The sequence below is a fragment of the Aliivibrio fischeri genome (assembly GCF_009727955.1).
Taxonomy (GTDB): Bacteria; Pseudomonadota; Gammaproteobacteria; order Enterobacterales; family Vibrionaceae; genus Aliivibrio; species Aliivibrio fischeri_A.
Window position 1 is genome coordinate 1 of sequence record NZ_WOBR01000006.1, and the last position, 25,930, is coordinate 25,930.

Below are 25,930 nucleotides of genomic sequence, written 5' to 3' on the forward strand. Positions count from 1 at the left end.
AAGTACTAGGTACTAGGTACTAGGTACTAGGTACTAGGTACTAGGTGCTAGGTGCTAGGTGCTAGGTGCTAGGTACTAAGTTCTGCTCTTACTTTTCCCTAGTCCCTTAGCTCTCGCCCCTGCTTTTACTAGCCCCTTACCTCTGCTCTTACTCGTCCCTAAACTCTCGCCCCTGCACTTACTAGTCCCTCCTTCAACCTCTCATATTCCACTTATAAATTTCAGTCTTTAGTGTGTTTGCCGATATATGGGCTTACTATGTAGCCAATCGTTTATTGGTCTTGCCTTTGAGTACGTCGCAAAGATGCTAACTTATTGGGCTTATGATAAAATATAAGCATATATAAACAGTTTAAATCATCAAACGCCTTGGGTATGCGTTATAACCTATGGGCGGTAGCGTGTCTAAAACACCATATTCTGCAATTAATACTATTGATTAAGCTGAATGAATAAAATTGATAGTAAATGAATTTAAGGTAAAACAATGTTGAATAATAAAACAGTTCTTATTACTGGCGGTACAGGTTCATTCGGTAAGCAATTTATCAAAACAATTCTTAAACAATATCAAGATGTTAAGAAAATTATTATCTATTCTCGTGATGAATTGAAACAGTTCGAGATTAAACAAAATTATCCACAGAAAGACTTTCCACAATTACGATTCTTTATTGGTGATGTTCGTGATCGTAATCGTATGATTCAAGCGTGTGAAGGTGTTGATGTAATCATTCATGCTGCAGCAATTAAACAAGTTGATACTGCGGAATATAACCCAACAGAATGTATCCGAACCAATATTGATGGTGCTGAAAATGTAATTCAAGCAGCACTTCAATGCGGTGTTAAAGATGTTGTTGCTCTTTCAACAGATAAAGCATGCGCTCCAATTAACTTATACGGAGCTACAAAATTAGCTTCAGATAAATTATTTGCTGCAGCAAATAACATTAAAGGCTCTAAGGATATTCGTTTTAGTGTTGTTCGCTATGGTAATGTGATGGGCTCTCGAGGCTCTGTAATCCCTTTCTTTATGAAGAAGAAAGAAGAAGGAGTATTACCAATTACTCATGAAGAGATGACGCGTTTTAATATTTCTCTTCAAGATGGTGTGAATATGGTGATGTATGCACTAGAAAATCATTTGGGCGGTGAAATATTTGTCCCTAAAATTCCATCATATAAAATTTTAGACATAGCTGAAGCAATTGCTCCTGAATGTAAAACTAAAGTGGTTGGTATTCGCCCTGGCGAAAAACTGCATGAAGAAATGATCACGGATACCGATTCGTTAAATACTATTGATTTAGGCCGCTATTATGCAATTCTTCCTTCAGTATCATTTACTTATACAGAAGAAGAATACATGGTTCATCATAAAGCAGAAAAGGTACCGTTTGGTTTCAAATATAATTCAGGAACGAACACTGAATGGGAAACAATTGAAGGTTTACGTGAACTGATTGTTGAACATGTAGACCCTAACTTTACGGTTTAATCTGAGACAAAATATATGATCCCTTATGGTAAGCAAGAAATTACTCAGCAAGATATTGATGCTGTTGTTGATGTTTTAAAATCTGATTTCTTAACGCAAGGACCTCAAGTACCTGCATTTGAAGAAGCACTTAGAGCTCATACTGGCGCAACTTATTCATTAGCAGTAAATAGTGCAACATCGGCATTACATATTGCTTGTTTAGCGCTTGGTTTAGGTAAAGGTGATAAGTTGTGGACAACACCCGTGACATTTGTTGCTTCTGCAAACTGTGGCCTATATTGTGGTGCTGATGTTGATTTTGTGGACATCGATCCTCAAACGTACAATATGAGTATTGATGCATTAGAAGAAAAGCTAATTCATGCTAAATCAATCAATGCCTTACCTAAGGTGGTTGTTCCTGTTCATTTATGTGGACAAGCTTGTGATATGAAAGCAATTTATGCTCTTTCTAAAGAGTATGGCTTTAAAATTATTGAAGACGCTTCGCATGCGATTGGTGGACGTTATCTTGATAAGCCAATTGGTAATTGTGAATATTCTGATATCACTGTATTTAGTTTTCATCCAGTAAAAATTGTCACTACCGCTGAAGGTGGTGCTGTGATGACGAATAGCCAAGATCTAGCGGATAAGATGGCTCTCTATCGTAGTCATGGTATTACTCGTGACCAAGCTCAAATGCAAAATGAATCTCATGGTGGCTGGTATTACGAACAGATTGATTTGGGATACAATTATCGAATGACTGAGTTACAAGCAGCTCTTGGTGTAGCTCAAATGACTCGTTTGAACGATTTTGTTTCGGCCCGTCATAAACTTGCTACTCGTTATAATCAATTGCTTTCTACTCTTCCTGTTATTTTACCTTATCAACTTGAAGGAACATACTCAGGTTTGCACCTGTATGTGATTCGCTTGCAGTTGGATAAAATTACCAAAACTCATAAAGAAGTGTTTGATGCCCTTCGAGAATTAGGTATTGGCGTTAATCTTCATTATATTCCGGTACATACACAACCTTATTATCAGAGTATGGGATTTAAAGTCGGTGATTTCCCTGAGTCTGAGCGTTATTACCAAGAAGCTATTTCGTTACCGATGTTCCATGTAATGACTGAAGAACAACAAGATACGGTTATTCGAGTTCTATCCAATGTTTTAGAGAGTTGATTATGAAAATAGCAATCATTCCTGCTCGAGGTGGAAGTAAGCGTATTCCAAGAAAAAATATTAAAGACTTTAATGGGAAGCCGATTATCGCATATTCGATAGAGGCTGCTTTAAGTTCAGGATGTTTTGATAAGGTAATCGTATCTACTGATGATCAGGAAATTGCTGATGTAGCAAAACAATTTGGAGCTGAGGTTCCTTTCATACGACCAGATAATGTATCAGATGATTATGCTACAACAGCAGATGTTCTGTTACATGCTATTAATTGGTATGAAAGTCAATCACTGTCAATTGAATATCTGTGTTGTATATATGCAACAGCACCATTTATTGATGTTAATGACATACGAAATACCTACAAATTGTTATTAGAATCACCTTCTGCGGATTATTGTTTTCCTGTATGTGAATTCCCATTCCCAATACAAAGAGGAATTAAACTTAATCAAGATCAACGTGTTGAGATGTTCCAGCCGGAGCATTTTAATACGCGTTCTCAAGATCTTGAGGTTGGGTACCATGATATAGGGCAATTTTACTGGGGCAAACCAAGTGCCTACCATCAAAAAATCCCTATGTTTTCAGATAAGGCGATTGCATACCCTATATCTAGGAAGCGAGTTGTAGATCTTGATACTCCTGAAGATTGGGATTTTGCTCTCTTACTCTCTAAAGTATTAAAAGGTTAGATAGGTGCTGATTGGTATTCGCGTTGACGCGTCGTTCAAGATGGGGACGGGGCATGCATTCAGAATGCTCACACTTGCACGTAAGTTAGAGAGCAATGGACATCAAGTCGTTTTCATATGTCGAAAATTGGGAGGAAACTTAATTAATTTCATTGAAGAGAGTTTCAATGTCATTAGCTTACCTGAGCCGGAAGAGGAAGAAAACTTCAACACTCATTGTGCTCATGGTAATTGGTTAGAGGTTCCTTATGAAACTGAAATTGCACAAGTTCAAGATGTCGTATCTCATTATCTATCTGGTTTAACTCGAACAAAGTTGGACTGGTTGGTAATCGATCACTATGCGTTAGATGAACGCTTTCAGGTGGCGTTGAGGCCACTTTCTTGCAGTATTCTTCAAATCGACGACTTGGCTGATAGAGTTCATAATGTGGACATGTTACTGGATCAGAATTATTACTCTTTAGGTAACAGTCGTTATGATGCTTTCCTTCCCAGCTTTACCAAGCGCTTTTGTGGTCCTAAATATGCGTTGCTGAGAGATGAATTTCGTGAAAGTAGAAAGCACCTTCCAAACTATACACAGCGTTTATCTAAGAGAAAAGTGGTGCTCTTCTTTGGGGGCATTGATTGGGCTAATGAAACCTCAAAAGCGTTACTTGGATTGTTGAGTGTCGAAAGCGGCGATCATTTCGATGTGATTATTGGGATGAATAACCCTCACAAGCAACAGTTGGAAGCGTTGTGTGCTGAACATAAGACTAGGGTGACCCTTCATGTCCAAGTGAAAAACATGATGGATTACTTTTCAGATGCCTACCTATATGTTGGAGCTGTAGGTGCTACAACGTGGGAAAGGTGCGTGCTTGCCCTTCCTGGTATCGTATGCTCGGTCGCAGACAATCAAACTCAGCTTGCTAAAGATTTGCATGATATAAACGGCCATTGCTATTTGGGCTTGAACTCTGAGCTATCATCACAAGATTATGCGCTTGCATATCAGCGTTTTATTTCTCAAAAAGAGCTTCTCTTGAATCAATCTTCCATTTGCGGTGACCTCGTTGATGGTAAAGGGTGTGAAAGAGTCGTTGAACACCTAGAAGAGATTTCAAAAAATGACAACATTTAGTCTCCGCCCTGCACAAGAAGGCGATAAGTGGGCAGTGTTAGAGTGGCGCAATCACGCTGATGTGCGTGCTGTGATGTTAACTGACCATATCATCTCTAAAACTGAACACTCTGCATGGTGGGATAAAACCATGCTAATGGACCAAAGACAGATTTTAATATTCTGTCGCGATGAGAAACCTGTAGGCGTAGTAACCATTTATTCATGGGAGCAAGATAACGCGACAGCATGGTGGGGTTTTTACCTTAACAACAGTGCGCTTAAACAAGCTGAGAAAACAGCCATTTGGCTTGAGCTTGAACAAGCCGTTATTCAGTATGCGAGTAAAACATTAAAGGTTCATGAGTTGTATTGTGAATCACTAAGACAAAATCAGCTCGCATGGAAATTACATCAAAAAAGTGGTTTTGTAGAATGCGAGGTTCCTGTAGATGCTACTGACACTGAAAAAAATGTCGTTTACATGAAATATGTGTACCCAGAAAACAAGCTAGATAAACGTCAGCGGTTGTATCTATTCGCATCTCATAATACCGATTTTTTGTCAGATATCTTAACGAAGTGTATTAAGACATATACGCAGTTTCCTTATAAGATTGCGACAGCAGAATTCGGCCGGTATCAGTTGGATCTTCTGGACTCTGGGAATACTGATATTAATGATGCGTCTTCTTGCTACGCTTTTATCGAGCGAATTGAAGACTTCTTTTCTGATATCTATACCTTGCCAACAGAAGAAGCCTTGTTACAAACAGAGCAACGCGTGTTGCAATACCTTGCATTTATCAAGAATATTGCTCAGCGAGGAAATCGGGTATTTGTTGCTGATTTTGCTATTCAGAAGGGCTTTCCTTTTTCTATTTCTGAACAGTTATCAGACTCAAGCATTCATAGGCTAATTCAGGAATGGAATAACACGCTTTATACGATGAAAACCGAGAATTTGGTTGAAGTTATTCCTTACTCTCAAATCATCAAGCGTGCTGGCCAAAGTTTCTCCAATAAATATTGGTACATGGCAAGAGCACCGTTCTCCATTCAATTTCTGGAAGCGTACAGCCAAGCTGTAATTGGTACTATTTTTGCGGCAAGTGCACTTTCTGCTCGAGTCTTAGTGCTTGATCTTGATAATACTTTGTGGAAAGGGATCATTGGTGACGATGGAAAAGACGGTATTAGCTTAGGGGGAGACTACCCAGGCAATATTTACAAAGACCTTCAGTCGCTTTTTCTCACACTAAAATCCAGGGGTATATTGCTGACTATATGCAGTAAGAATACTGAGGAAGTGGCACTAGATGCAATTGAAACCCATCCGGAGATGCGTCTTAGAGCGAAAGATTTTGTTAGCCATCGAATTAATTGGGAACCAAAATCACAGAATATTCATGCACTAAGTAAAGAGTTAAACCTTGGCTTATCATCTTTTTGTTTCATCGATGATAATCCTGTAGAGCGTGCCGAAGTGCGTCGAAATGCACCAGATGTTTTTGTACCTGAATTACCAGATGATCCGGCTGAATGGTATCAGTACCTTTGTAATCTTCCTGAACTTTGTGTCGCGCAAGTAAGTGAATCTGATAAGCGTCGTTCGGATCTCTACAAACAGAGGGCGGACATTCAGAATGCGCAAACCGAATTTGTTGATCGAGCGTCATTTATTAAAAGTTTGGGGATGGAAATATGTGTAGAAGCATTGAATTCAGATAATTTCGAGCGAACACATCAACTCTTTAATAAAACAAATCAATTCAACACAACGACAACACGCTATAGTAAAGAACAATTGAGCGAATGGATGACGGCCTCTGATTATCAAGTACTCCATATTCGCTCTAAAGATAAATACTCCAAAGAGTATGAAGGCGTTGCGGCATTGGTTATCGTGAAACAGGATGATTGCTGGTTGGTTGATAACTTCGTGATGTCATGCCGTGTGATGGGGAGAGATATTGAGCATGCCATATTGAGCAAGCTGATTCTTTTAGCGAGTGAGTCTTCTCAGGACTCTGTGATTGGTCGCTTTATTGCGAGCTCTAAAAATATGCCAGTTCGAGACCTTTATAAGAACAATCATTTTGTTTCAGATGATTGCGAGCAATGGGTATTCGAGTTTGCTCAGCAGTCGTTGCCATTGGAATCCAACCTAATGACTCTAAATTGGAAGGCATAGGAGAAATTTATATGAATGCAATGTTTTCGGCTTTAGGTGTACTTCATGTTGATCACTATGCTGTGACGACGAAAGACTTGATAGCTACATTGAAAGACTTTTTATCTGTTCCCGGAGCCAAGTTGCTTCGAGGACCCGGAGAAAACCCTGCACAACAAGTGTACTATGCATTTGTGGAGCTCAATGGTATGGGGGTTGTGGAGATACTGGCACCACTAGATGACCACTCTCCGATTCTTGGGCATATAGGCTCTGGTGGTGGGGCTTACCATCTTTGTTATGCCGTGCAAGATATTGATAAAGCGATCAAAGTTGCAGAGCAGGATTTTGGTGCAAAACTTGTGGTTGCTCCTCGTGCAGATGGAGCATTTGATGGTCGTAGAGTCGCTTTTCTTGTCCATCCAAATCATGGTTTGTTTGAGTTGCTTGAAGCTTATCCTGTAGACTCAATACCAGTATTTTCTCAATCTATTAAACTTGAGGTTGTCGATTCGAAAAAAGAGAAACTCATGGAAATCTATCGTTCGGTTATTGATAGTGGTCGTGTTAATTACGATGGAACGGATATGGCAAGCTGTCCTGAATGGGACTCTTTTAAACACTTGATGTTAATAATGGAAATCGAAAAGCAATTCGAAATATCGATACCAGCGTCTGATATGTCGACGTTGGATTCGTTGAAAAAGATAGAAAGTTACCTGGCAAATAAGTAGGAAATAATGAAGATAGCAAATAGAAAAATAGGTAAGGGTCATAAACCTTATATCATCGCAGAGATGTCAGGTAACCATAATGGTGATATCACTCGTGCAATTGAATTGATTAAGGCCGCGAAAGATGCGGGTGCAGATGCTGTTAAATTACAGACTTACACGGCCGATACCATCACAATTAATCACGATAGTGAGGAGTTTATGATTCGTGGTGGTCTATGGGATGGTTCTAAATTATATGACTTATATGAACAAGCTCATACACCTTGGGATTGGCATAAGATTCTATTTGATGAAGCAGAAAAGCTTGGTATCACTATTTTTAGTTCTCCGTTTGATCATACTGCAGTCGATTTTTTAGAAAGTTTAAATGCACCAGCTTATAAAATAGCCTCTTTTGAATTAATTGATTTACCATTGATTCGTAAAGTTGCATCTACTGGCAAGCCGATGATTATGTCGACGGGTAATGCGAATTTAGCTGAAATAGAAGAAGCTGTTTTAGCGGCAAAAGCGGCAGGAGCGAATGATCTAATCCTTCTTCATTGTACTAGTGGTTATCCAACACCAGCCTCACAAGCAAATATATCAACAATGTCAGTAATGCGTGATGCTTTTAATGTTGAAGTTGGCCTTTCAGACCATACAATGGATATTGGTGTATCAGTTGCAGCAGTAGCATTGGGTGCATGTGTTATTGAAAAGCATTTCACATTAGCACGAGCTGATGGCGGTCCTGATTCTGCATTTTCTTTAGAGAAAGAAGAATTAAAGTCCTTGGTTGTAAATTGTAATATGGCTTTTGAAGCGATAGGGAAGCCAAATTTTATTAGTACAGAGGCTGAGTTACAAACAAAATGTCATCGTCGTTCGTTATATATTGTTAAAGACATTAAGAAAGGGGAAGTGTTTACTGAGGAACACGTTCGTTCAATTCGTCCTGGCAATGGTATTCCACCAAAATATTTAGATAAAGTTTTAGGTAAAACTGCTAAACAGGATTTGAAATATGGAATGCCGATGATGTTTGATTACTATTAATTTAAATATGACATGATGGCTTGAAATGGGAAAGTTATTTTTCGTTCGAGCCTCATCTGTTGGTTAAATTAACTTCAATATAAAAGCAGCTTTGTAAGTAATATGGTGTTATGGAGTTGTTGTTGACTGTGGAGCTATATGAAAACAAGTGTTTAATTAAATTTATTAGTTCGAGATACTGTTTTCTTACCTGTTTATATATTTAATTTATTGGTTTTAATTTATGAAAACTATCGTTGTTGATATAAAAAGAAAAATAAAGAAAAATAAAATACCTGATTTTAATAAAAATGATAGTTATATATCACTTAACTCTTATTCTAGCTATCTTTTAGAATCTCAGAATATAAAATTTATGACTTATCATGATATTTTGAGTGAGAAAGATTATTGTCAGTCAATATTAAATATATATAATGAAATTGAGAATGATGAGATTTTTGTTAATAGTCAGTGTAAGTATTATCTTAGGGATGTAGCTAAGTATATAACTTTAAATAGTTATATATCTTATATTGAAGGATGGCTAAAGAATAAAGATTGTGATTATATTCGGTGCTCTAAATCTAGCATTTCTAATTTGGAACAATATATTCAATTTAATAATGTAACAGTTGTAGATAATATAGATAAAAGTTTCTACTTGGAAAAGAAAATAGGAGTATTTTTAGGTAGCATTCGTTCTGGGCTAGTTAAAAAACTAAAGTCAAGGTTTTCAAGAAAGTTATCTAAGTTTTCTTATGAAAGCAAAAGTTATTATTCATTATTTTCATCGATACCTGTCTCTAATCATTGTGAATTTGCATTAGATACGAGTCTTTATGAGGGTCTTATAAAGAAATTTATAACGAATAATAAAGTGAGAACAGTTGCAATGAAAGAGTTTGCTTCTACTCAACCATATAGCACTTCTCCATTTTATATTCCGTTTACATTTCTCAATGGGCGTGAAAATTATTTTCGATTTCAGTTATATCAGAAATTAGGTCTTCCTATAATTATTTTTCAACATGGTTCTTATGTACATGAAAATTATTTTTTAAAATATAATGAGATAACATCTTCAGATTTAAATATTGTTTTTAATGAATATACAAAAGAATTATTCTATAAATGCAATGCTAAGGATGTTGTTAAAATAAAACCTCTACTGTTTAATAAGAAAATAAAGAAAATAAAGAAAATAAAGAAAATAAAGAAAATAAAGAAAAAATATGACTTTCTTTATATTTCTTATTGCACACAATATTCTATGTCTGGAATGTATGTTTCTAGTGAAGATTCAATAATCTCTGCAGATGCTAATAATATATTTAAAAGGCATAGTGAAGTTATAAAACTGTTCGGCGAGGTTTTTGTTAATAAAAAGATATGTATTAAAATTCAACCAGGTATTCATTTAGGAAGTATGAATTATATTCCTCTTGTTGAGTTGGCGAAGAAATATGATAATGTAACAATTGAATCAGGAGATAAATTAGATTTTTTATTTTCTGTTTCCGATAATGTAATCTCTGATTATTATTCGACAGAGTTTTTAAATTATAATTTGATTTTAGAAAAAAATATTTCTATTTTTACAGATATCATTGCGATGAAAGGTATAGTAAAAGATGAACTTTCTGAGTTTTTATTTCTTTTACAGGATATGAATGAATTAAAAAATTGGATTGTTCATTGCGAAGGAAATATAAATAAAAAGAAAGACGTAGGTATGATTAAGAGATATACAAGAGATGAAGTTGATTCTTTTTCTATTTTATCTAAAAAGATAGAGCAATTAAATGAAAGAGACTAGTTTAAAAAAACGGTACGCCATTAAATTATTCTCTAGCATAGTAACTGGAATTGTCGGTATGATTATGGTTGCTATTGTTCCAAAAGCAATTGGTCCTGTTGCTTATGGTCAGTTTGTTTATCTACAGCAGTTCTTTACTAAAGTCATCAATTTTTTAGATGCCAGTAGTTCAATTGCATTCTTTACAAAGTTATCAGCTAATTTAAAACGAAAAGAACTTATTACTTTTTATAGTAAATATGTGCTTTTTGTTTTTTTTGTTTTAGTTGTATTCTTTTTTATATTTAACTTACTTGGGATTAATCAATATATATTGCCTGGAGTAAATAGTTATTTTATTTCTTTGGGGTTATTGTTTGGTTTCTTAACATGGCTTACTCAGATTTTTATAAAAATATCTGATGCATATGCCATGACAGTTTCTGTTGAACTTATAAAGCTGACACATAAAGTGCTTTCATTAGTTTTTCTTATTTGTTTAATATCATATTTATCTCTAAATTTAACTATTTATTTTTACTACCATATTTTTATCCTTTCTGCTTTTATTTTATTGATGTCGATTTTTTTTATAAAAAAACAAGTATTTTCTTGGAGTATGCTGTTATTCGATATTATTGAGTTTAAGAAAGTCGCTTTAGAATTTATATCGTATTGCATTCCGTTGTTCGCATATAGCACTGTTTCCTTAGTTGTAGGTCTGTTTGATATTTGGTTACTTCAGAATACAAGTGGCTCAATAGAAACTGGATTTTATGGATTATCTTATTCTTTAGCGGCAATGTGCTTTATTTTCACTGGTGCAATGACTCCTATAATTACTCGAGAGTTTAGTAAATCGTTTGAAAATAAAGATATGGTAACAATGGCGGCACTTTTTAAACGTTATATACCAATGTTATATTCAATTGCAGCTTATTTTTCTATTTTTATTGCATTTGAAAGTGAAAATGTTCTAGCTATATTTACTGATAAGCAATTTTCAGATGCTTATTGGGTTTTGATGGTAATGGCTTTTTATCCCATTCATCAAACTTATGGACAGCTTAGTGGATCTATATTTTATGCTACTGGACATACAAAAGCGTATAGAAATATAGGTTTTTTTAGTATGGGGATTGGTGTTTTATTGACAATACTATTTGTTCATTTTTTGGAGTTAGGTGCGCTTGGTCTAGGGTTGAAAATGGTATTAACTCAGTTTATTGCTGTTAATGTACAATTATTTTTTAATGTGAGATTTTTAAATATTAATATTAAGTACTTTCTAAAACATCAATTATTTGTTGTAGTATTGTTTGGATTTTCTGCATATGGTTCAGCTAGATTTATTGATATTTCTTCTCCTATTTTCGATTTTCTAGTTTCTGGTCTAATTTATTCTTTATTTGTTGTTACAATACTGTTTATATATCCTAGCTTATTTTCTATAAGTAGATTAGAGCTTCAAGGTTTTATAAGAAAATTTTTGTTAAGAAAATAATTATGGAGTTTATATGTTAATTTATGCTGTGATTCCTGCAAGATCTGGTTCAAAAGGATTACCAGATAAAAATATTAAAGAAATAGATGGCAAACCTTTAATTTCTTATTCAATAGAATTTGCGAAAACAATACAAAGTGTTGACAGAGTGTTTTGCAGTACAGATTCAGAGCTTTATGCTGATATTGCTAAAAAATACTCTGCTGAAGTCCCATTCCTTCGAAGTGAGAATGCTGCCGCTGATACGGCGATGGAGCAGCACATATTAAAAGACTTACGAGCATCATTTATAAAACACGATATTCCTGAACCCGATATTATCGTATGGCTTCGACCAACTTTTGTTTTTCGTGCAAAAGATGATATAGAGAAGGCAATAGATAAGCTTGTTAACAATTCAGAACTATCGTCTGTGAGAACTATTGTTGAATCTGAAAATCGCCTTTATGAAATTGAAAATGAAAAATTGGTTGCAGCATTTAACGATGGTGGTAAATCAATGATTCGACGACAAGATATGAATAAGGGGTATAAGGTATTTAGCACAGATATTTTTAGATTTAAAGGGAATGATTTTGGAGAGGCATTTTTAGGAAGTAATATTCATGCTATTGAATCACATAAAATTTGTGGTTTAGATATTGATGACATTATTGATTTTCATATTGTTAAATCACTTGTAGAAAATTCAAAGGAGTTAGTTTGTGACTTTTTGCCGAAAAATAGTTGAGATAATAAAAGACAATCTTACTGAGATTACATCTCTTAAGAATACTAAGATTAAGAAATTAGATGATAGTTATGTATCTAAAGGTGACTTATTGGTTCAATCTTTAGTTTTTGATTTTTGTAAAGATAATTTACCAGAACACATTTTGATCTCTGAGGAATTTGCACCGTTTGATGATATAGAATGGAACGAAAAAGGTTCTTATATTGTTCTAGATCCTATTGATGGAACTGAAAATTTTGTAAGTGGTTTACGTGAATGGGGTGTCGGTATATCTATTTATACACACGGAGTACACCAAGAGTCTTGTATATTTTTACCAGAATTGAATGAAGTCGCTATTAGTGGTCATTCTTTAGAAAGATTTGAGTCTAGGATTCACGGTTTATCATCATCATTAACTAAAAGCGATTTAGAAAAGTTACCAGAAGGCTTTGAATACCGAATTATTGGTTGTTCAATGTATAATATGTTAAATGCAGTTAAGGGTAGCTATGCTCGTTTCGAAAATGTTCGAGGGGTTCATTGTTGGGATGTATTACCTGGTTTGAATTTAGCATTAGAGCATAATGTAAATGCTTATGTTGATGGAAAGCCATATAAAGGGGAAATGCTATTCCCAACAAGAAAATATAAAATATTATTAGAGGCTTAATATGTCAAATATTAAAGACATACTTCATTATTTTTCTTTGTCAGGAAAAAATAAAATAGCAATTATTGGCAAAGGAGCTTCATTAGATTTAATTGATTTATCTAAGCTTAATGATTTCTTTATTATTAATATTAATGATTCAGAAAAAGCACTCAGTGGTGACGTTTGTATTTATCATCTTTCTTGGGTCTCAGAATTCCTTATTAATGAAGGTGGAAAATGTCAATATTACATTAGCTCTTGTGAAGCTATTGATGGTATTGAACATGTATCTGTTGAGCATATATATGAAGGCCCTGAAAATGTTCAACCACTTCAAGAACGCTTTTTTGATTCAAAATTTTATATCGAGGATGCGACTGTTATTTCGGCTCTCAAGCTTTCTAATTTATGTGCTGATTACGTACGAAATAAATTAGATGTTTATTTGCTAGGCTTTGATTTTTCAATATCTACTGGTTATTCAAAAAAATCAGGTGGGCATGTTAGTTTTGGTGAATATGAGTATGTAGAAAGTTTACTTAACAATCAAAGTGCCTATCTTGAACTTATCTTATCTCATGAGGCTGATTTATCTATTAATGTAAATCATATTGGTGATCGAAGCTTTAGTTCTATGAATTGTGAGAAATTTAATTTACTTACTGGTGGGTATTCAGATGCTGAACAGGTTAATGATGTAAAGAGCGATTTTAATCACTATAAAGGTAATAATTCGGTGATTGTTGTAGCAGAAATTACCACTAACCACTTTGGTAATTTAGACCTGTTACATAAAATGATTAAGGCTGCCGCTGAAGCTGGTGCTGATTATATTAAACTTCAAAAGAGAGATGTTGAGACATTTTATACACAAGAAGAGCTAAATAAGCCTTATCACTCTCCGTTTGGTAATACATTTAGAGATTATAGACATGGGCTCGAATTAGATGAAGCTGGTTTTCAAAAAGTTGAAGAATGGTGTAATAAATATGGAATAAAATGGTTTGCATCTGTGTTAGATAAAAAATCTTATGATTTTATGCTGCAGTTTGAACCTGAACTTATTAAATTACCATCAACAATTTCTGAGCATATTGATTTTTTAAAAGCCGTAGCAGAGGATTTTAAAGGTGATATTGTTCTATCTACAGGAATGACAGATTCTAAATATGAAGAATTCGTACTTTCAGAGTTTCATAATTGTCGTTATTTATACTTATTACAATGTGTGTCGACTTATCCTACGATGAATGAAGATGCTAATGTTGCGGTAGTTCGGCATTATCATGATTTGAGCAAAAAATTTCCAAATATTAAACCTGGGTATTCTAGTCATGACGTTGGTTCATTGTGCTGCCAATTGTCTGTCGCAGCTGGAGCTTTGATGGTTGAAAAACACGTTAAATATGGAAATACGCCATGGGCCCATTTTGATAATGTTGCGATAGATATGTTAACTGGAAATTTTAAAAAATTTGTAGATGACGTCCGTTTAGCTGAGCTTTGTTTAGGGTCTGGAACTAAAGTAGTTTTGAACTCGGAGCATCATAAGTATAGAAAGTAAAGCATCGGTTTTTATAATTATAATAAAAGGAATAGCGAGTGATTAAGTGTCGGTTGAACTCTAAACTACCTTTAGTCATTTTAGATAAGGAAGAAAAGTGGAATGAACAAAGTGCTAATATAGTCTATTGGGCTGATATTGGTGCTGAGAAAGGTTGCTTTTACATCCCTTTATTAGTTGAACAATACAGTGATGAACTTAAAGCAGAGTATATTGAATTAATTGATTATTTGGGTTATTCGGAAATAAATGGAATTTCATTAAAAGATGCTCTTAAACAAAAGGAGGGTTTTTCTTTTTGGTGGATGACACTACTATCAGAAAAAAGTCCTTGGAAAAGTGATGATATATATGCTGTATTTAGAGCTCTAATATTAAAAAGGTTAATCGAGAACTTTGCTGGTGATAAGATTGTTGTTCAATCAAATAATAAAAAATTGATTGAATGGATCACAGCTTTTACAGAAAAGAAAGAAATAGTTGTAGAACTTGTTAGCTTTCCTCAACGGTTTTCTTTCGATTGGAAAAAACAATTACCGCAGTCAATGCTGGCATTAGTCTATTTATTTAGAACTATTTTTACTTGTAAAGGTCAGTTATTCAACTTTAAAGAAAAATTGATTCAAACTGATTTGAAAAAATCAATTAATACTATTATTAGTTACTCTGACAATTTGAATGCTATTGAATTTCAAAAAGGTAAGGTTGTATCAGGATATTGGGGTAAACTTGATGAAGAAATCATATCTCAAGGTTCATTAGTACAGTGGTTAATGCTATATGCTCCCACAAAAGATTTCCCGACTTTTAAGTCTATTATAAAAGCTAGGGATGATGGTTTTAATGATAGTGAACAATCAGTTTTATTTGTTGAAGAGTTTCTTTCTTTTAGAGTTATTATAAAAATATTTAGACGATACCTTAAGTTAAGGAAAAGTGCATCTGTATACCCTTCTTTAATAGATGATAAATCTAGCGTGTTATTTTTTCTTTCAAAGGACTGGGATAGTTCAGTTAGAGGTATAGCAGCTATGGATGCTTGCATTAAATATTCATTATTTGAAGCGGCGGTTGGCTCATTACCAATAATAGATAATGTTGGAAAAGGTATTTATTTATATGAAAATCAAGCTTGGGAGCGTGCGTTAGTTTATCTGTGGAAGCAAGCATCAAAGCAAGAGCTATTTGGATTTCAGCATGTATCAGGTAAGTTTTATGATCTGAGGCCTTTTGATGGATATGGAAGCAATAGGCAACTGACTTATAATAATGCACCTCTACCAGATAAAGTTGTTGTGATAGGGCAGGCTGCTGTAAATGATATGGTGTCATTTCAGTATCCAGAAGAGCGAGTAGTTATTGCAGAATCACTTAGAAATTTGTATCTCGCAAGTCTTAATAAAAAAGCGCAGATAAAAACAGAAATAAAAACATTGCTTGTGGTTACTGACTATTTAGAATCAGTTAGTGATGAACAAATTAAATTATTAGCTGAATCATGGTCCATTGTTGAAAAGCTATTTTCTAAAGTGTTAATTAAGCCGCACCCTAATTGTCCTGTTGATAAAATATTGCAGAAATATGAGTTAGTTAGAAAAAACTTAATCACAATAGAATTTCAGCCACTTGAAAGTCTTTGGGTAAATGCTGATGTTGTTTATGCTAGCAATGTTACTGGTGCAGCATTAGAAGCAGCTTATATGGATTTACCTACGTTAGTCCACCTTGATGGTGGTTTCTTTAATATGTCACCTCTTAGGGGGGTTGAAGGTGTTAGTTTTGTTGCCACAGTAAAGGATTTTACTATGGCACTAAATGATTTAAATATACCTCAAATTCCAAGTGATTATATGTGTTTAGATTTGAGTTTAAAAAAATGGGCTTCATTATTAAAAAGTTAATTGATCTTTATCCTTTAATTCCACGGAAACGCAATCATATATTTTCTGGTTCTAATTCTTGGTCTGAATGGAGGATGATAACTAAACTATTTTTCTCTAATAATTTGAATGCTGATGAGGCAGTTATTGAGAATTATGAAAAGGAATTTGCAGAAAAAACGAATACTAAATTTGCTTTTTCTTTTGGTGCAGGTCGAATGGCGTTGCATTCTATTCTAGAAGCTCTTGATATTAAGAAAGGCGATGAGGTTATACTTCCTGCTTATACATGTGTTGTTGTGCCAAATGCTATCCTTTATCGTGGTGCGACGCCAGTTTATGCTGATATTGATAAAAAAACGTTCAATATTGATGTTAGTAAAATTGAAGAGCTTATAACACCTAAAACTAAAGCTATTTTTGCTCAACATACATTTGGGTTTCCATGTGACATTGCTGCTATAAATGGTATTGCAAAGTTACATAATATTTTTGTTGTTGAAGATTGCGCACATGCATTAGGTGCTAAATTTCAAGGTCAGTCTGTGGGAAGTTTTGGCGATGTAGCCTTTTTTTCTACAGATCACTCTAAAGTAACAAGCACTTTTTTAGGGGGAATGGCTACAACAAATAATATTAATATTGCTAATTCACTAAAAAAGATACAATTAAACGCCAAAAAACTTCCTTCAAATTTACATCGAAAGTTGTTATTCGGTTTTATTATGGAGTTTCCGCTTTATTCTGCAAATATTTACTGGTTTGGTAAATTTGTAATGACTGCATTAAATAAGTTAGGGTTTATATTTTTTTGGAGAGATGAACTTTGTTTGAAAAAACCACAAGACTACCCTTATCCAGCAAAGCTTTCGACGGAGCAGGCTTTACTTGGTCTGTCACAACTACAAAGTTTGGATGATAATATCACACATAGACAAAAAGTATATGAGTTGATTGATAAGAGCTTGAATCAAAGTTCTTTGGATTATAAAGAATCGGCATGTTTACGTTATTCTTTTTATGTTAAAGATAGAGCCTTTTTCGAATCACAGATGTTGTATCGTTGGGATTTAGGTATTTGGTTTACAAGTGTTGTGCATGGTAAAATGGATAATTGGTACGAAGTCGGTTATATCAAAGGGTCTTGCCCTAATGCTGAATTTGCAGCTAAACATATAGTGAACTTACCTACGCATCAAAGAATCGCTATTCGTGATATAGAATCGATGTTGCATAAAAATCGAATTTGGATTTTAAAGAATAGTTATTAGATTTATTAAGGAAATTAATTTATGAAAGTATTGCTATTAGCTGGTGGTTTTGGCACGCGATTAAGTGAAGAGACAGACCTTCGCCCTAAACCAATGGTAGAGATCGGTGGTAAACCGATTCTTTGGCATATAATGAAAATGTATTCCCAACACGGTTATAATGACTTTGTTATTTTACTTGGTTATAAAAGCTATTTTATAAAAGAGTATTTTGCGAATTATTTTTTACACCAAAGTGATGTGACAATTGATTTAAAAAATAATGAGATGAAAATCCATAAGAATACATCTGAACCTTGGACTGTTACTTTGTTAGATACAGGCCTGCATAGTATGACTGGTGGGCGAGTGAAGAGAGCTCAAGAGGTGATTGGTGATGAACCATTTATGTTGACTTATGGTGATGGTGTTTCTGATGTCAATATCACTGAATTAGTCGAATTCCATAAAAGTCATGGTAAAGCAATCACGATGACCTCTGTTCAACCGGATGGTCGCTTTGGTGCGATAGAAATTGAGGGCGACAAAATAACTCAATTTTTAGAAAAACCAAAAGGAGATGGCTCTTGGATTAATGGTGGTTTTTTTGTTTGCCAACCGGAAGTCTTTGATTATATCACTGAAGGTGACAGTACTGTGTTTGAGCAAGCTCCGTTGCAAAAACTAGCTGAAAGTGGTGAGTTGTATTCATATAAGCATCATGGTTTTTGGAAGTGTATGGATACATTAAAAGACAAAACAGATCTTGATGAAATGTTAAAAAATAACAAAGCAAAATGGAAGAGTTGGTAATGTTTAATAATATCTACAGTGGTAAACGTGTTTTAGTAACAGGTCATACTGGTTTTAAAGGAACTTGGTTAACGACTTGGCTTCTTCAATTGGGTGCCGAAGTTTGTGGCATTTCGAAAGACATTCCAACGATTCCATCTATGTTTGAAGCGTTGAAGCTTAGTGATAAAATTGAACATCACATTTGTGATATTAGAGACCTTGATAAAACAAGTGAAATTATTAATCAATTTAAGCCAGATTTTTTATTTCATTTAGCAGCTCAACCAATCGTTTCTTTATCTTATTCTGAACCACTAGACACAATTTCTACGAATGTTATGGGGACCGCTAATATTCTAGAAATATTACGAGGTGTTTCATTTCAATGTACGGCAATTATTATTACTAGTGATAAATGCTATGAAAATGTTGAATGGGTATGGGGATATAAGGAAACAGATCCTGTCGGTGGTCGTGATATTTATAGTGGCTCTAAAGGTGCAGCAGAAGTTATTTTTCACGCTTACCATCAGTCATTTTTTCCAAAAGGGCATAATGTACGATTAGCTACTGGCCGTGCTGGTAATGTAATTGGTGGTGGTGATTGGGCTGCAGATCGAATTGTTGCTGATTGTGTTAAAGCATGGAGCAGAAATGAGCAAGTAGAAATTCGTTGTCCAGAAGCGACAAGACCTTGGCAGCATGTTCTCGAACCTCTTAGTGGTTATTTGATGTTAGGTGAAAAATTGGCGGTTGATGCATCTTTGCATGGAGAGCAGTTTAACTTTGGTCCTAGAGCAGAACAAAATCACACAGTAAAAGATTTATTAAAAGAATTAAGTGTTCACTGGGGGTTTGATGATAGTAAACAAGCTTTCAATGTGACAGATAATTTACCATTCCATGAGGCTGGTCTGTTAAAGCTTAACTGTGATAAGGCATTGTTTCACTTAAAATGGGAAGCGACTCTTTCTTACAAAGAGTGTGTTAAGCTGGTAAGTGACTGGTATGTTAATTTTTATCAGGGTGATGCAACTGACTATTTAGCTTTTACTAACCAACAAATTAATGAATATCAAAAGATAGCAGAGAGTAAAGGAATTCGCTGGTTATGATTAATGGTGTTGTAGTTACTCCCTTAAAACAGATTTTTTTAGACAAAGGCTCTGTGTTTCATGGAATAAAATCAACAGACGATACATTTTATGGCTTCGGTGAAGCTTATTTTTCACAAGCTAATTATTTATCGATTAAAGGTTGGAAGAAGCATACTAAAATGAATATGAATTTAGTTGTACCTATTGGTGCAATTAAATTTGTTATTTTTGATGATAGGGAATTTAGCCCTACCAATGGCCTTTATTTTGAGATTGAATTATCAGATAAGAATTATTGTCGTTTAACGATTCCCGCAGGGCTTTGGCTTGCTTTTCAAGGGACCGGGAAAGATACAAATTTACTTATGAATTTTGCAGATATATTGCATGACCCTTCAGAATCTCAAGTTAAAGAGTTAGCTGATATTTCATACGATTGGAGCAACATATGAATAAAATCCGCTTATCAAAATCATCAATTTCAAAAAAAGAACAGTTCGCAGTATCTGAGGTCCTTGCTAAAGAATACTTAGGTATGGGGGAAGTTACTCATGAATTTGAAATCGCGATTGCTAATTATCTAGAGATAAATGACAATCAAGTTGCAACTGTAAATACAGGCACTTCTGCACTACATATTGCTTTATCTGCTATAGGTATTCAGCCTGGGGATGAAGTTTTAGTTCCATCATTAACCTATGTCGCTTCATTTCAAGCTATATCAGCATTAGGTGCTATTCCTATTGCTTGTGAAATATTACCAAATACTTTATTTTTAGACTCTATTGATGTTCGAAGTAAAATTACCTCTAAATCAAAGGCGATCATGCCTGTTCACTATGCTAGTTCTTGTAAGGGAATTGAGGATATATATACAATAGCCACAGAGTTTAACCTAAGGGTTATTGAAGATGCAGCGCAGGCATTTGGATCTATACATGAAGGAAAGAAGATTGGCTCTTTTGGTGATATTATCTGTTTTAGTTTTGATGGAATAAAAAATATTACTTGCGGTGAAGGAGGGGCGGTTATTTCTTCAGATTTATCGGTTATTGAGAAAATTAAAGATGCCCGCTTATTAGGTGTAATAAAAGATACTGAAAAACGCTATTTAGGTCAAAGAAGTTGGGATTTTGATGTTGAAGAGCAAGGCTTTCGTTATCATTTAAGTAATATTAATGCTGCAATTGGCAAGGTTCAATTGAGCCGTATTAATGAATTTAGATCAAAACGCCAACAAATAGCTAAAAAGTATGTGACTAAATTTTCTTCTTTGGAAGGCATTGATGTATTGGATTTCTCTTTTAGTGAGATAATGCCACATATATTTGTTGTTAAGTCTTTGCACCGGAATGAATTACGAGAATATTTATTAGAGAAAAATATTGAAGTTGGGATTCATTATAAGCCTAATCATAAGCTAACTAAATATCAGGATAATATAGAATTGCCAGTTACTGATTCTATATATGAACAAATATTAACATTACCTTGTCATTATGATTTAACAGATGAAGAGCAAGATTATATTATTGAAAGTATAAGAGATTTTTATGAGTAATAAGCCATTAGTTTCAATTATTATTAATTGTTATAATTCCGATTTATATTTAAAAGAAACTATTGATAGTGTTATTTCTCAGACATATGAAAACTGGGAAATAATTTTTTGGGATAATCAATCTACAGATTCTAGTGCTGAAATAGTTAAAAGTTACTCCGATAATAGAATTAAATATTTCTATTCTTCTAAACATACAACTTTAGGTGAAGGTAGAAATTTAGCATTAAAGATGATAAAAGGGGATTTTTTTAAGTTTTTAGATGCTGATGATATTATATATCCAGATCATTTATCTAAATTAATTCCTTTGTTCGATAATGATAATATTGGGATTGTATATTCCAACGCTCATATATTCTATCAAGAAAAAAATGTGTATAAAATTAACGATAAGTACATCAGACCATCTGGGTTTATATTTCATTCATGGATAAATGAATATAATGTGTTACTTCCTTCAGTTATAGTTAGAACATCTTGCTTGAATTGTTTAAATGAATGGTTTGATAATAGATTTAGTATGGTTGAAGAGTTTGATTTCTTATTAAGAATTTCTTCGACTTATAATGTTAATTATTCTTCTGATGTTTTGTCTTTTTGGCGAAAATACCCTGAAAGCTTAAGTTTTAAGAAAGGAGATCAGTGGGCTGAAGAATTTGAGTTGCTAATAAGTAAGCTAAGTGACCATTATTTAGATGAGCCTGATTTAGATGTACTTTTATCTCTTAAGCAACGTTTAGCTTATTTGCGATTTGTAAACTCTCTTATATCTGAAAATTCTATTGATAGAAGTTTATTGAGACCATTTATTTTTAAAAGTAATAAAATGCTAGGCGTATATTTATTTTCTTTTTTAGGAAAAAAATTCACTAAACAGGTGTTACTTGTATGTAGAAAATTAGTATGATGATTAACTATTTTCAATCATTATCTAAATTTAATATTAACGTACTTTATTTTGGTACATTTAATTTTTATGGCTCGCTTTTATGAAAATCACGTTAATATCAACAAGCCTTGAGGTTGGTGGTGGTGAAAAACAAGTTTGTGATCTAGCAGATCAATTTGCATTGAAAGGACATTTTGTTCAATTAATTTCATTGACTGGAGAAACTATCCTTCGACCAAAAAATACTAATATTGAGTTAGTTGAATTAAAGGCAAAAAAAACACCATTAAGTTTATTAAAAGCCCTTTTTATAGCAAAGAGATCAATAAAAACGTTTGGACCAGATGTATTACATAGTCATATGGTTCATGCAAATATTTTTTCTAGATTTATTAAGTTGTTTATGTTGTCAAAGCCTCTCGTATGCACGGCCCATAGTACTAATGAAGGTGGGAAGTTACGGATGCTAGCATATCGATATACAGATTATTTGTGTGATTTAAATACAAATGTTAGCAAGGAAGCTGTAAATGTTTATCTTGAAAAAAGAACTTGTCCACCTAAAAAAATCATTTCGATGGCTAATGGAATCGATGTTGATAAATACTATTTTGATTCAAAAGCTCGTGAGGAAAAGCGAAAAGAATTAGGCATTAAGGATAACGAAATTGTTATTATTGCTGTTGGGAGGCTTTCAGAACCTAAAGATTATCCTAATTTACTTGATGCATTTTTCGCTTTGCCTAAAAATAAAAAAAGAAAAACGAAGCTTGTTATTGTTGGTGCTGGGGAGTTAGAGGTTCAATTAAAAGAAAAAGTTAGCTTTAAGGCGGAGTGCGATAATATATTGTTTTTAGGGCTCCGTTCTGATGTTGAATTATTAATGTCTGCTGCAGATGTTTTCGTTATGTCTTCTGCCTGGGAAGGGTTACCTTTAGTGCTTTTAGAGGCAATGGCTTGTGAGCGAGCAGTTGTTGCAACAGATTGCGGTGGTATAAAAAGTGCAGTTAAAAATAATGGAATCGTTGTTCCAATTAAGAATAGTAATAAACTTGCTTTAGCACTTGAAAAGTATATTCAGCTTTCTGATGATGAGAGAATTGAGATTGGAATGAATGCACGTAAATATGTAGTTGATAATTATTCTTTAAATGTAGTAGCCGATAAATGGATTTCAATTTATCAGTCTTTAAGTCAATAATTATACTTTTAATAGCTAAAAATAATTAGTTTAACAAAGGTATATTTAAGGGATTATAGTGAAAATTTTTCAAATAATCACACGAGCAGATACGGTTGGTGGAGCTCAAAAACATGTGCTTGATATATCCAAAGAACTAAAAAAGGATGGACATCAAGTAACGGTAATTTCTGGTTCTTCTTGTGTATTTAAAACGATTGTTCAACAAGAGTGTATTGATTATATTGGAATTGACTGTTTGAAAAGAGAGTTTTCTTTTTTTTATGATTTGAAAACGATTTTTTATTTATTTAAGTTATTTTTTATAAACCGTCCAGACATCATAGCTCTTCATTCCATTAAAGCTGGATTATTAGGTCGTATAGCTGGTTTTTTTAGCACGTCCACGATTTATTTTACTGCTCATGGATGGTCTCACATTCGAGATTCAAGTGGCTCGAAGCAAAAGTTTTACATTAAACTTGAAAAATATTTGAGTCTATTATGTTCGAAGGTCATTTGTGTATCTCAAGCGGATTTAAATTTTGCTCATGAAGTTATTGGTATAGCTAAAAATCGTCTTTGTTTGATTGAAAATGGCGTTCACTCTATATCTTCTAATACTCAGTTCCAACATCATTCAAAAGATTTAATAAGCTTATTGTCTATAGTTCGGTTTCAAGCACCAAAAGATTTTGAAACCTTGTTACTTGGATTAGTAACAATAAAAAATGAGCCATGGCTATTGAATATTTTGGGCGATGGACCTGATATGAATATTGTAAAGCAGCGCATTCATGAGTTGGGATTAATTGAAAAAATTAATATCTTAGGTTTTAAAAGAAATGTAGATGATTACTATCAGGAAGCGGATGCTGTTCTTTTGATCTCAAAATCAGAAGGCTTGCCGATGTCTTTGCTTGAAGCAATGTCTTGCTCTAAATTATTAATCGCATCTGATGTCGGTGGGATTTCTGATTTAATTATTCCTGATTGGAATGGTTTTTTAATACCGTCAGGAGATAGTGAATATCTATCATCATGTTTAACTAAACTAATTGATTCACCAATACTTTTTCAGGAATATGGTATGAACTCAAAGAAACATTTTGATGAAAATTATAGTTTTGAAAAGATGTATCAGAAATTAGTACAACTTTATATAGAAAAATAAAATGATTTTATTGACTGGGGCTACAGGTTTTATTGGGCACTATGTATCTCAAAAAAAACTCCAAATAAAATATGCTGTTCGTGATAATGATACTTCTCTAACAAATTCTTTTGTAATTAAAGCTCTAGATTCAAAAACTAATTGGCAAGGTGCATTTAATCAAATTGATTCAATCATTCATCTTGCTGGCCTTGCTCATTCTCACTCTTTCACTAATGATGATTATCAATCCGTTAATGTTGATGGAACTCTTCATTTAGCTAGAGAAGCGGCAATCGCAGGAGTCAAGCGTTTTGTTTTTGTTAGTTCTATTGGTGTTAACGGTACAGCGACTCAGCAAGTTCCGTTTTCTGTGGACTCAGAACCGAAACCGCATAATGCTTATGCTCAATCAAAATACGATGCTGAAATCGGCCTCAAAAAGATTGCCGACGAAACGGGGTTAGAAGTTGTTATTGTTAGGCCTACGTTAGTATACGGCCCTGCTGCGCCAGGTAATTTTGGAGCTTTAACACGTTTAGTAAATAAAGTACCAGTATTACCGTTTGGGTTAGTAAGTAATAAGCGTGATTTTATTTCGGTTCAAAATCTAGCTGATTTATTGGTCACTTGTGTTAATCATCCAAATGCCGCTGGTCATACTTTTTTAGCTTCTGATGGGAAAGCTGTATCAATTAAAGACTTTTCTAATGCAATTGCAAAAGGTTTGAATAAACAACTGATTCAACTGCCTGTTCCTGTATGGTGTATGAGGTTAGCTGGCAAGCTACTTGGTAAATCTATTATGGTGGAACAACTTGTTGGAGATCTTGAAGTTGATTCATCAAATGCTCAAGAAGTGTTAGGATGGCTCCCTCCTTACACTATGCAAGAATCAATGCATTCACTTTTAGAGAATAATCAATGATACGTATTTTAGATTTTCTAGCCGCTTTCTTTGGTTTGTTATTTTTATGGCCAGTGCTATTAATTGTTACGATTATTGGCCTGTTTGATACAGGCTCGCCTGTTTTTATTCAAGAGCGAGTAGGGCGTAATAAAAAATCGTTTAATTTAATCAAATTTCGAACTATGTCTGTGGAAACCAAATCGGTTGCAAGTCATTTAGCTAACAACGCTTCTATTACTAAATTAGGTTCATTTTTACGAAAAACAAAGATAGATGAGTTGCCACAATTGATCAATGTCTTAAAAGGGGAAATGAGTTTAGTAGGACCTCGCCCAAATTTATTTAATCAAGAAGAGTTAATTAAAGAGCGTGATGCTCTTAGGGTGTATGATGTGCTGCCAGGTGTCACTGGTTTGGCACAAGTTCAAAATATCGATATGTCTACACCAGCACTACTAGCGAAAACTGATAGAAAAATGATCGATACGTTAACAGTAAAGAGTTATTTTAAATATATTCTGATGACCGCTACAGGTAGTGGTTCTGGTGATGCAGTTAAATAATAAAGAGAATAG

Annotated in this window: 23 protein-coding genes; all 23 read left to right on the forward strand. The window is 34.0% G+C overall.

Annotated features, from left to right (window positions below):
* Positions 1–487 precede the first annotated feature (487 nt).
* The 23 genes from pseB to GNP81_RS10490 all read left to right on the forward strand — a co-directional run bounded on the left by pseB (position 488) and on the right by GNP81_RS10490 (position 25,918).
* Entirely contained in the window at positions 488–1,501 is a 1,014-nt protein-coding gene (pseB, locus tag GNP81_RS10380; protein ID WP_155662585.1) for a UDP-N-acetylglucosamine 4,6-dehydratase (inverting), read from the forward strand.
* Between the two features lie 15 nt (positions 1,502–1,516).
* On the forward strand, positions 1,517–2,677 hold the full coding sequence (gene pseC, locus GNP81_RS10385; RefSeq protein WP_155673678.1) for a UDP-4-amino-4,6-dideoxy-N-acetyl-beta-L-altrosamine transaminase: 1,161 nt from the start codon (positions 1,517–1,519) through the stop codon (positions 2,675–2,677).
* Between the two features lie 2 nt (positions 2,678–2,679).
* Positions 2,680–3,369, forward strand: coding sequence for a pseudaminic acid cytidylyltransferase (gene pseF / locus GNP81_RS10390; RefSeq protein ID WP_072054761.1), 690 nt, complete (start codon positions 2,680–2,682; stop codon positions 3,367–3,369).
* Between the two features lie 4 nt (positions 3,370–3,373).
* Positions 3,374–4,498, forward strand: coding sequence for a UDP-2,4-diacetamido-2,4,6-trideoxy-beta-L-altropyranose hydrolase (gene pseG, locus GNP81_RS10395; protein ID WP_336495382.1), 1,125 nt, complete (start codon positions 3,374–3,376; stop codon positions 4,496–4,498).
* Positions 4,485–6,671: a UDP-4-amino-4,6-dideoxy-N-acetyl-beta-L-altrosamine N-acetyltransferase gene (pseH, locus tag GNP81_RS10400; protein WP_072054763.1), complete on the forward strand. Its 2,187-nt coding sequence runs from the start codon at positions 4,485–4,487 to the stop codon at positions 6,669–6,671. The genes pseG and pseH overlap by 14 nt, the downstream gene beginning before the upstream one ends.
* An 11-nt stretch (positions 6,672–6,682) precedes the next feature.
* The gene (locus GNP81_RS10405; protein ID WP_236798237.1) at positions 6,683–7,384 is read left to right on the forward strand and encodes a VOC family protein; all 702 of its coding nucleotides are present in this window, start codon (positions 6,683–6,685) and stop codon (positions 7,382–7,384) included.
* Between the two features lie 6 nt (positions 7,385–7,390).
* A complete protein-coding gene (gene pseI, locus GNP81_RS10410) occupies positions 7,391–8,425 on the forward strand; it encodes a pseudaminic acid synthase (protein WP_072054764.1) in 1,035 nt (344 codons plus the stop codon).
* A gap of 223 nt (positions 8,426–8,648) precedes the next feature.
* On the forward strand, positions 8,649–10,223 hold the full coding sequence (locus tag GNP81_RS10415; protein WP_155673676.1) for a hypothetical protein: 1,575 nt from the start codon (positions 8,649–8,651) through the stop codon (positions 10,221–10,223).
* Positions 10,210–11,706 (forward strand): lipopolysaccharide biosynthesis protein, encoded by a 1,497-nt coding sequence (locus GNP81_RS10420; protein WP_072055632.1) that lies wholly within the window; start codon positions 10,210–10,212, stop codon positions 11,704–11,706. Before GNP81_RS10415 ends, GNP81_RS10420 begins: the two co-directional genes overlap by 14 nt.
* A 13-nt stretch (positions 11,707–11,719) precedes the next feature.
* Complete coding sequence (locus tag GNP81_RS10425; RefSeq protein WP_072055631.1) at positions 11,720–12,436, forward strand: acylneuraminate cytidylyltransferase family protein; 717 nt, start codon at positions 11,720–11,722, stop codon at positions 12,434–12,436.
* Complete coding sequence (locus GNP81_RS10430; RefSeq protein ID WP_336495383.1) at positions 12,411–13,091, forward strand: inositol monophosphatase family protein; 681 nt, start codon at positions 12,411–12,413, stop codon at positions 13,089–13,091. Before GNP81_RS10425 ends, GNP81_RS10430 begins: the two co-directional genes overlap by 26 nt.
* Before the next feature lies 1 nt (position 13,092).
* Positions 13,093–14,637: an N-acetylneuraminate synthase family protein gene (locus GNP81_RS10435; RefSeq protein ID WP_072055629.1), complete on the forward strand. Its 1,545-nt coding sequence runs from the start codon at positions 13,093–13,095 to the stop codon at positions 14,635–14,637.
* 53 nt (positions 14,638–14,690) lie between these two features.
* Positions 14,691–16,538, forward strand: coding sequence for a TIGR04326 family surface carbohydrate biosynthesis protein (locus GNP81_RS10440; RefSeq protein WP_155673675.1), 1,848 nt, complete (start codon positions 14,691–14,693; stop codon positions 16,536–16,538).
* Entirely contained in the window at positions 16,490–17,788 is a 1,299-nt protein-coding gene (locus GNP81_RS10445) for a DegT/DnrJ/EryC1/StrS family aminotransferase (RefSeq protein ID WP_141650386.1), read from the forward strand. Before GNP81_RS10440 ends, GNP81_RS10445 begins: the two co-directional genes overlap by 49 nt.
* A 21-nt stretch (positions 17,789–17,809) precedes the next feature.
* Complete coding sequence (gene rfbF, locus GNP81_RS10450) at positions 17,810–18,580, forward strand: glucose-1-phosphate cytidylyltransferase (protein ID WP_072055626.1); 771 nt, start codon at positions 17,810–17,812, stop codon at positions 18,578–18,580.
* The gene (gene rfbG, locus GNP81_RS10455; protein WP_072055625.1) at positions 18,580–19,677 is read left to right on the forward strand and encodes a CDP-glucose 4,6-dehydratase; all 1,098 of its coding nucleotides are present in this window, start codon (positions 18,580–18,582) and stop codon (positions 19,675–19,677) included. Before rfbF ends, rfbG begins: the two co-directional genes overlap by 1 nt.
* Positions 19,674–20,111 (forward strand): dTDP-4-dehydrorhamnose 3,5-epimerase family protein, encoded by a 438-nt coding sequence (locus tag GNP81_RS10460; RefSeq protein ID WP_155673674.1) that lies wholly within the window; start codon positions 19,674–19,676, stop codon positions 20,109–20,111. Before rfbG ends, GNP81_RS10460 begins: the two co-directional genes overlap by 4 nt.
* Positions 20,108–21,220: a DegT/DnrJ/EryC1/StrS family aminotransferase gene (locus tag GNP81_RS10465; protein ID WP_072055623.1), complete on the forward strand. Its 1,113-nt coding sequence runs from the start codon at positions 20,108–20,110 to the stop codon at positions 21,218–21,220. Before GNP81_RS10460 ends, GNP81_RS10465 begins: the two co-directional genes overlap by 4 nt.
* On the forward strand, positions 21,213–22,130 hold the full coding sequence (locus GNP81_RS10470; protein WP_072055622.1) for a glycosyltransferase family 2 protein: 918 nt from the start codon (positions 21,213–21,215) through the stop codon (positions 22,128–22,130). The genes GNP81_RS10465 and GNP81_RS10470 overlap by 8 nt, the downstream gene beginning before the upstream one ends.
* An 82-nt stretch (positions 22,131–22,212) precedes the next feature.
* Positions 22,213–23,313 (forward strand): glycosyltransferase, encoded by a 1,101-nt coding sequence (locus GNP81_RS10475; protein ID WP_072055621.1) that lies wholly within the window; start codon positions 22,213–22,215, stop codon positions 23,311–23,313.
* Between the two features lie 58 nt (positions 23,314–23,371).
* A complete protein-coding gene (locus tag GNP81_RS19510) occupies positions 23,372–24,466 on the forward strand; it encodes a glycosyltransferase family 4 protein (RefSeq protein WP_072055620.1) in 1,095 nt (364 codons plus the stop codon).
* A gap of 1 nt (position 24,467) precedes the next feature.
* Positions 24,468–25,373 (forward strand): NAD-dependent epimerase/dehydratase family protein, encoded by a 906-nt coding sequence (locus GNP81_RS10485; protein WP_072055619.1) that lies wholly within the window; start codon positions 24,468–24,470, stop codon positions 25,371–25,373.
* On the forward strand, positions 25,370–25,918 hold the full coding sequence (locus GNP81_RS10490) for a sugar transferase (RefSeq protein ID WP_072055618.1): 549 nt from the start codon (positions 25,370–25,372) through the stop codon (positions 25,916–25,918). Before GNP81_RS10485 ends, GNP81_RS10490 begins: the two co-directional genes overlap by 4 nt.
* Positions 25,919–25,930 lie beyond the last annotated feature (12 nt).